Origin of the sequence: Xanthomonas sp. NCPPB 1067 (genome assembly GCF_020783795.1) — a bacterium.
Lineage (GTDB): Bacteria > Pseudomonadota > Gammaproteobacteria > Xanthomonadales > Xanthomonadaceae > Xanthomonas > Xanthomonas melonis.
Genome location: NZ_JAJGQG010000014.1, coordinates 112,530 through 120,751, shown reverse-complemented (window position 1 = coordinate 120,751; position 8,222 = coordinate 112,530). Strand labels below are relative to the sequence as shown.

The following is an 8,222-nucleotide window of genomic DNA, read 5'->3' as shown; positions in this document are numbered from 1 at the left end:
ATCACCTCAATCCGCCGTAGCGTCTTTCCGTGTTGCGAGCCGCCCATCATAGCCGGCTTTTGCGTTTCGTCAACACCTTGTGATGTCTTCGAAACCCCTCGTTCGTTGTTGCGATGCTTCGAAAAGCGCCGCCGTCCTGAGCGAGGCCGCGCAGTTTATCGAGCCTGCGCAGAAGTGCAAGCATTTTTTACATCGTCATGACATCGCAGCAATGATGCGCGCTGATCACGTTGCGTCGTGCACAGCAGATGTGTCCATGTCCGCTGCGCGGAGTCTTGTGCGTTCCGCGCAGCCGTCCCCGCGCAAAAGTGCATCTGCTGCGACATACCCGTAAGCAGGACTGCCCCACGGACGCTTGAGAAAGTGCCGGTGCGCAGGCGTGTCGTTGCGAACCTCGTGACGTCACGCAACAGGGCCGCTGCAGCAGTACCGCCTGCAGAACGGCTCGGCGAGAATGCGGGGCCGAAGAGGGAGTCATTCGATGCCGTCATCCCGCAGCCTGTTGCGCGATCTGTCCCTGTCTGCGATTGCCGCGGGGTTCGTCACCGTGCTGGTCGGTTTTGCCAGCTCTGCCGTCATCGTGTTCGAGGCGGCCAGGCATCTTGGCGCGGATCGGGCGCAGATCGCCTCATGGATGTGGGCGCTCGGAATCGGTATGGGCGTGACCTGTATCGGGCTGTCGCTGCGCTATCGGGTACCGGTGGTGACGGCGTGGTCCACGCCCGGCGCGGCGATGCTGATCGGCAGTGCGGCCGGGGTGCCGTTGCCCGAGGCGATCGGCGCGTTCGTGGTGGCGGCGGTGCTGGGCATGCTGGCCGGTTTCAGCGGTCTGTTCGAACGGGCGATCCGCAGGATTCCGATCTCGCTGGCGTCGGGCATGCTGGCCGGTGTGCTGCTGCGCTTCGGGCTGGACCTGTTCGTGGCCATGCAGAGCCAGGTGCTGCTGGCATTGGCGATGCTGGCGACCTATCTGGCGGGACGCCGATGGTTTGCACGCTATGCGGTCATTGCCACCTTGCTGGTGGGCGTTGCGATCGCTGCGAGCCGTGGGCTGATGCACTGGGAAACGCTGCAGCTGGAACTGGCGCGTCCGGTGTGGGTGACGCCGGCGCTGTCGTGGCAGGCGCTGTTCGGGCTGGCGCTGCCATTGTTCGTGGTCACCATGGCGTCGCAGAACGTGCCCGGCGTGGCAGTGATCCGTGCCTGCGGCTACACGGTGCCGATGTCGCCGACGATCGGCTGGATCGGGGTCGCCAATACGCTGCTGGCGCCGTTCGGCGGTTATGCATTGAACCTGGCCGCGATCACTGCGGCGATCTGCATGGGCCGCGAGGCGCATGAGGATCCGGCGCGGCGCTATGTCGCCGCCGTGAGCGCGGGCGCGTTCTATGTGGTGATCGGCCTGTTCGGGGCGACGGTGGCGGCTGTGTTGGCGGCGTTTCCGCGCGAACTGGTGATGGCCATTGCCGGGATCGCACTGCTGGGCACGATCGGCAACAGCCTGGCGGCGGCGCTGCGCGAGGACGGCGAACGCGAAGCGGCGTTGATCACTTTTCTGGTCACTGCGTCGGGGCTGACCCTGGGCGGGATCGGCGCAGCATTCTGGGGCCTGATCGCCGGCACGCTCACCTTGCTGGCGCTCAGGCAGCGTAGGCCGCAGTAGGGCTGCTGACCCGCGGCGGCAGACAGCTGCCGCCGGTCACTCGGGGTCGCGCAATTGCAGCAGCCAGTGCGCGGTGACGCCACTGGGACTGGGCAGCGGTTCGAGGTGGAACTGCCGATACACCGGCGGTCCGTCGTGGGTGCGCAGTGGCAAGGTGACGTAGGCGGCGCGCCCCAGCCGCAACGCCTCCTCGAGCAGTTCGACCCTGGCCCTGGCGGCATCGTCGGCCAGGAGCGCGAGGATGTCGCAGCCGATCAGCTCGGCGACCTCGGTCTGGCTCAGTTCGGCGAACGCCGGGTTGACGAACATCAGCCGGTGCACATCGCTCTGAACGCCGCGTTCGATGATGGCCACACCGTCGCGCAGACGCGACAACGAGGCTTCGAGCAGGGTGAAGTCCTGCTGGAAGCGCTTGCGCTCCATCAGTTCGATCAACACCCGCAGGCTGCGCGCCGACTCCAGGTGCAGCGGCGACCAGGGACGCGCGCGGCCGCGCACGGTCTGCTGCCACAGGTCGAAGCTCTTGCGCGGCGACAACCGCGAGTTGGGGATGTCCGGCAGCTTGGCCAGCTGCGGGTTGCCGGCCCACTTGATCTGCTGCACCTGCTCGCGGCGGGTCCACAGCAGGGCGCTGCGCGATTGCGGCATCAGCGGCACGAAGATGAAGCCTGCGGCCAGCGGCGCCAGGTCGGCGAGCTCAGGGAACACATCGCCGATCACATCCACATGCAGGGCGCCCACCGCATCCTCGCGCAGGGCATCGTGATGCTTGGATTCGATGTGATCGCGGATGCGGCGCAGCGCATCGACGTCCGGGGCACTGCCGTGGCGGCTGATGTCGCTGCCGTGGAAGATCGCCACGCCGTCGGCATCGACCACATCCATCAGATCCGGCGCCATGTCAGCCAGCATCTCGACGGTCATGTGCTCGGCATCGTTGAAATCGGTGATCAGCTTTTCACGGATGGTGAGCAGCACCGATTCCAGGCGCGCGCGTGCCACCGCCTGCAACGCGCCAATACGTCCGGCCAGCGAGCGGGTGACCGCGTCGGTGGCGTCGCGCATGGCATGGCTGGTGAAATGCGGGCTGTAGTGATGGCAGGAGATCAGCCCCCACAACGCGTCGTTGACGACGATCGAGGAGACCAGCGTGGCGCTGACCCCCATGTTGGCCAGGTATTCCAGATGCACTGGCGAGACGCTGCGCAGGCTGACATCGCTCAGGTCCACCGGCGTGCCCAGACGCGGATGCAGGGTGGGTTCGATCGGGGATGCGCGATAGCCGACATCGGCGATCTGGCGGACGCGATTGCGCAGGTACAGCGCGCGCGCCTGCGCCGGGATGTCGGTGGCCGGATAATGCAGGCCCAGGTAGGCTTCCAGCTCGGGCTGACGGGCTTCGGCGATGACGTCGCCGTTCCACTCCTCGTCGAAGCGGTACACCATCACCCGGTCGAAGCCGATCATGCTGCGCAAGCCCTTGGCGGCGCGCACAGCGGCTTCGGCGATGCCGGGATCGCGCTCGATGCTGCGTAGCAGGGGCAACGCTTCGCGCAGGGTGACATCCATCAGGCGCGCATCGCGCGGCTCGATTTCGAGCAGCCATTGCTCCGGATACAGATGCCAGGCGGCCACCCAGGCGTGGTCGGGCGGCGTGGCGCGCGCAGGAAAGCGTGCCTCGACGTGCAGCAGGTGCTGCGCCTGCTCGTCCACGGCAAATGGCTGCGCGTCGGGTATCTCCAGGACCTGGGTGTAGGACATGCCAAGCAGCGCATCCATCGGCACGCCGAGCAGGTCGGCGGCGGTGCGGCTGGCCTGCACGATGCGCCCATCGGCCGGTTCGATCACCAGCAACACGCCGTAGGGCTGGATCAGCCCGGGGATGTGGATCGGCTCACGCGCGCATACATCCATATCCAGGGGTTCGATGGTCTGGGTCACGCGTGCGGCTCCGCTGCAAGGCAGGTGTGGAAGTGAGCGAACATGGCCTGCGCGCCGGCGATGGCGGCATCGCGCGCGCGCGGGGAGTCCAGGCAGTGATCGAGCACGGCCTGGAAACGGCGCCAGCCGGCCGGGTCTTCGTCGGCCAGTTCGAAGTACTGCAAGGCATCGGCCAGTGCAGGCCGATGACGGCGCAGGCTGCGCGCGATCACCCGGCCGCCCAGCTGCGATCCTTCGATCACATACAGCATGCCCCAGCGCGCGGCTTCGTCGCTGCCGGCTGGGGGCGGAAGCGGCGCGTCCGGCACCTGCGCGAGCATGCGCAGATCCGCGCGCAGCGCCGGCACCCGGCGGCGGTAATGCCAGCCGCTGCCGACCAGGGTGCTCAACCAATCGCCCATGCGGTCTTCGAACCCGGCCAGCAAGGCATGGTGGCGGCGCAGAACCGTGGCATAGCCATCGCGATCGATCTGCCCCTGCCCGAGCGCCTGCATCAGCGGCACCGCTTCGACCAGGCGATGCGTGTCCTGGGTGGCATGGCGCAACGCGCGCGCGGCCGATGATGGGGCGGCCAGGGTGTCGGAACGCATTGGGAAGTCGAGACGGTGCCGGGGCACGGAAGGCACCAGCCTAGCAGGCGGAGGCAAATCGGAAAAAGCGGACGCAAGCACTGAATGAATGCGTTGCCATCACTCACGCCCGTCATGGACCAGCCCACTGGCGCGCCCTGCCCGCGCCCATGCCATTGCCCACCCGGCAGCCAGCAGCATGCCGGCCAGCAGCCAGGGCGCACCGGGCAGATGCACAGGCGCCCGCTGACCGATGAACCAGGCGAACACATTGGCGAACAGCAGGGGCCCGGCAATCCCGGCCAGGCTGATCAGGCTGGTCAGCGCGCCCTGCACGCGGCCTTGCGCATCGGCGCCAACCTCACGGGTGATCAGCGCCTGCGCCGCAGGCGCGGCGATCGCCCACAACGCGCTGATCGGCACCCCGATCAGGAACATGCCACCGCTGTCGGCACATCCATAGATGACAAAGCCGACCACACCGCAGCCCAGGCCCAGCAGCAGGGCATGGCGTTCGCCCAGCCAGCGGACCAGCCGGCCGACCAGCAAGGCGTTGACGATGATGCTGCACACGCCCACCCCGGCCAGTACCCAGCTCACTTCGCGCGGTCCCCACTGATACTGATAACCGGCGAACAGCACGAAAATGCTGGGGTAGACGTAATGCGCCAGATTGGCCAGGAACACCACCGAGGCCAGGCCGAATACCTGTGGATACCGGCGCAGCAATCTGAGCGCGCCCAGGGGGTTGGCATGCGACCAGTCCAGCCGCACGCTGCGGCGGTCGGCGGGGAGCGATTCGGGCAGCACGAAGAAGCCGTACAGGACATTCAGCAGGGACAGCCCGGCAGCGAACCAGAACGGCCAGCGCAGGCCGATGCCGCCCAACCAGCCGCCGATCAGCGGGCCGGCGACGAATCCGATACCGAACGCGGCACCGAGCATGCCGAAGGCGCCGGCGCGCTTGTCGGCCGGCGTCACGTCGGCGATGTAGGCGTTGGCGGTGGAGAAACTGGCCGAGCAGATGCCGGAGATCACCCGCGCCAGCAGCAGCATCGGCAGGCTGTGGGCGATAGCCATCAGGATGAAATCCAGACCCAGCCCCAGGCACGACAGCAGGATCACCGGGCGGCGGCCGAAACGGTCCGAGAGCGCGCCCTGCAGCGGCGAGCAGACGAACTGGATGGCGGCGAACAGAAAGCCGAACCAGCCGATCCAGCCCGCAGCCACTGCGTAGTCGCCACCGGTGAAGTGGCGTACCAGATCCGGCAGCACCGGGATGATCACGCCGAAGGACAGCACGTCGATCAGTACGGTGATGAAGATGAAGATCAACGCGGCACGGCGGCGACCCGGGGCAGAAGCGGAATCGGCTGGGAGGGACATCGCGCGGCCCGGGTGAATGAAGCCGGCAGTGTAGCTGCGGATCGAATACGGCTGCCTGGGTGCGGGCCCTCATCCGCCCTTCGGGCACCTTCTCCCGCAGGCGGGAGAAGGAGGTATTGGACACCTGCTCCCGCGGGTGGGAGAAGGAGGTATCGGACGCCTGCTCCCGCGGGCGGGAGAAGGAGGTATCGGACACCTGCTCCCGCGGGCGTGAGAAGGAGGCATCGGACGCCTGCTCCCGCGGGTGGGAGAGGGGCGCACCTGCCTGTCGGTGGGTCTGCCTGTCGGCGGGAGACGGGTCAGACTGCCGGATAGCCGGTCACTCGACGCTGATGGTCTGACCCAGGGTGTGGGTGGCGCCGGGGGCCAGGTCGATCACGTCCGGACCGGCGTTGGCCGCTTCCAGGCAGACGTAATCGCGCCAGCCCTCGCCCACATCGGCCATCTGCTTGCCGGCCTCTTCGCCCGGATTCCAGGCCACCAGCGAGCGGCTGCCTTCGGTGGCGATGACGATGCGACGGCCGAGTACCGGGTCGGTGAGCGTGTAGCGGCCGCCGGCGTCGACGTAGATGCGGTCGCTGCGACCGGGATCGCGCGGGTCGCGCAGACTCCAGTCGCCTTGCTGGCGATGCGCGGTGGCGTAGTTCTCGTACTTGTCCAGGTAGTCCAGGCCGTCCAGACCCTGCACGCTGACCTTCAGCGCATCGCCGACACGGAAGTAGTTGTGCAGCGCCTGGGTGAAGCGTACCGGCGCGGGGCTGGTGTTCTCGGTGATCAGGCGCTGTTCGAGGGTGCGACCGATACGCAAGGTCATGCGCAGCCGCAGGGCCAGGTCGTCGAAGCTGGGCGGGGTCAGCGTCAGCACCACGGTACCGTCGTCTTCGCGGCGGCTTTCGGTCAGTTGCCACGGTACGGTGCGCACGAAGCCATGCGCGGGAACCTCGCCGGTCTGATCCTGGCGGCCGAAGTACGGCCAGCACACCGGGGCGCCGCCGCGGATCGGGGTGGGTCGCTGCTTGGCGAGCGGTGACAGCCACATCACGTCCTGCCCGCCCTTGGGCACGAAGGAGAGCAGCTGGCCACCGAACAGACTGATGGCGGCGGTGGAGAACGGCGTGTCGATCAGCAGCGACGGGAAACCGTGGAAGTCGCCTGTGCTCAGGCCGGTGGTGTCGGACATGGGGGATGCCTTGTGGACGATGGGAGAGTGGACGAAGGCGGGATAGGCGGCCGGCAGTTTGAACGCGGTGCCGCGCACGGCCGCCATGCCGGTGAGCGGCGGGGCAGCGCGCAGGGCAGTGAGGATGCGCTGGCCGGGACGGCCGTCGGCCGGCTGTAGAGCCAGGCGGGTCTGTTCGACCTGGATGGCGCGACGGGTGGCGCTGCCGACCATGCCGTCGGCCTCGCCGATCTGGTGGCCGCGAGCAAGCAGCAATTGCTGCAGTTCGCGCCGTTCGGGCCGGCCCAGGCCGGGGTCGTCGGTGGGCCAGGCCGCACCCAGGCCGGGGCCGCCACGCAGGCGATCGGCGAGCAGGGCGATGGACAGGGCGTAACTTTCGGCGGCGTTGTAGGCGTAGATCGCGTCGTAGTTGCGGAACACCAGGAACGCCGGACCGCTGGCGCCGGCTGGCAGCAGCAGCGCGGCGGGCGTCTCGGCCGGCAGTCCGGTCAGGGCCAGCGGCCTGCCGTCGGTGCCGAGCAGCCCGGCGGCCTGCCAGGCTTGCACGGGTTGCCGGCGGGTGCGCCCGGCCTTGCTCGCGTCGAAACCGGGCGGCAGCCGCACCTCCGTGCCCCAGGGGCGGGCGCGCTCCCAGCCCGCCTTGACCAGGTAGTTGGCGGTGGAGGCCAACGCATCCGGGATGCTGGCGACCAGATCGCGGCGGCCGTCGCCGTCGCCATCGACCGCGATGCGTGCGTAGGTCGAGGGCATGAACTGGGTCTGCCCGAACGCACCGGCCCAGGAACCGGTGAGGCCATCGGGGGACAGATCGCCTTGCTGCAGCAGGCCGAGCAAGGCGAGGAACTCACCGCGGAAGAACGGCTGGCGGCGGCCTGCGCACGACAGCGTGGCCAGCGACACCAGCAGCGGACGCTTGCCGGTGACGCGGCCGTAATCGCTCTCCACGCCCCACACCGCCACGATGGTGGCCGGGTCCACGCCGGTCTGCTCGGACAGGCGGGTCAGCAGCTGGCGGTGGGTGACCAGCATGGCCTGGCCATCGCTCACCCGCTGGCTGTCGACCAGGCTGGCGAGATAGTCCCAGATGGGCGTGGTGAACTCCGGTTGCGCGTCCAGCAGCGGCAGCACGCTGGGATCAGGCGCCAGGCCGGCGGTGAACCGCTGGAAACTTGCGGCATCCACGCCCTTGGCGGCGGCCTGGGTCTGCAGTCCGGCCAGGCAGCGGTCGAATGCCGGATCGGCCCAGGCCATGGCCGGCAGCAGGGCGATCACGAGCGGCAACGCGCGCGGTGTCGGCATCATGGCCCGGTGGCCGGAAGGTGGACGGACGGCATGCGGTAGGGCGCTCCTGTCGCGGCAAGTCGATCGGCGAGGATAGCCAACCTGGCCAGGTCCAGGCGTGCAGAGTGGGGAAGCCGGCGCGCTGCGTACCGTCTGCTGCGCAAGCGACAGGTGGTGACGCCTTGCGCTGCAGGGGGTCGAG

General features: G+C 68.4%; 5 protein-coding genes. 1 reads left to right on the top strand and 4 read right to left on the bottom strand.

The window, feature by feature from the left end:
• Positions 1-481 precede the first annotated feature (481 nt).
• Positions 482-1,663, top strand: coding sequence for a benzoate/H(+) symporter BenE family transporter (locus tag LL962_RS12480; protein WP_228317112.1), 1,182 nt, complete (start codon positions 482-484; stop codon positions 1,661-1,663).
• Between the two features lie 36 nt (positions 1,664-1,699).
• Here LL962_RS12480 and bphP read toward each other — a convergent pair whose 3' ends face one another.
• From bphP to LL962_RS12460, 4 genes are all read right to left on the bottom strand, one after another.
• Positions 1,700-3,604 carry a bacteriophytochrome BphP gene (gene bphP, locus LL962_RS12475; RefSeq protein ID WP_167395391.1) on the bottom strand — a complete coding sequence of 635 codons (1,905 nt, stop codon included), beginning with the start codon at positions 3,602-3,604 and terminating at the stop codon, positions 1,700-1,702.
• Complete coding sequence (locus tag LL962_RS12470; RefSeq protein WP_228317111.1) at positions 3,601-4,194, bottom strand: biliverdin-producing heme oxygenase; 594 nt, start codon at positions 4,192-4,194, stop codon at positions 3,601-3,603. The genes bphP and LL962_RS12470 overlap by 4 nt, the downstream gene beginning before the upstream one ends.
• A 99-nt stretch (positions 4,195-4,293) precedes the next feature.
• Complete coding sequence (locus LL962_RS12465) at positions 4,294-5,559, bottom strand: TCR/Tet family MFS transporter (protein WP_104588233.1); 1,266 nt, start codon at positions 5,557-5,559, stop codon at positions 4,294-4,296.
• A gap of 319 nt (positions 5,560-5,878) precedes the next feature.
• Complete coding sequence (locus tag LL962_RS12460) at positions 5,879-8,041, bottom strand: lytic murein transglycosylase (RefSeq protein WP_228317110.1); 2,163 nt, start codon at positions 8,039-8,041, stop codon at positions 5,879-5,881.
• Positions 8,042-8,222: the final 181 nt, after the last annotated feature.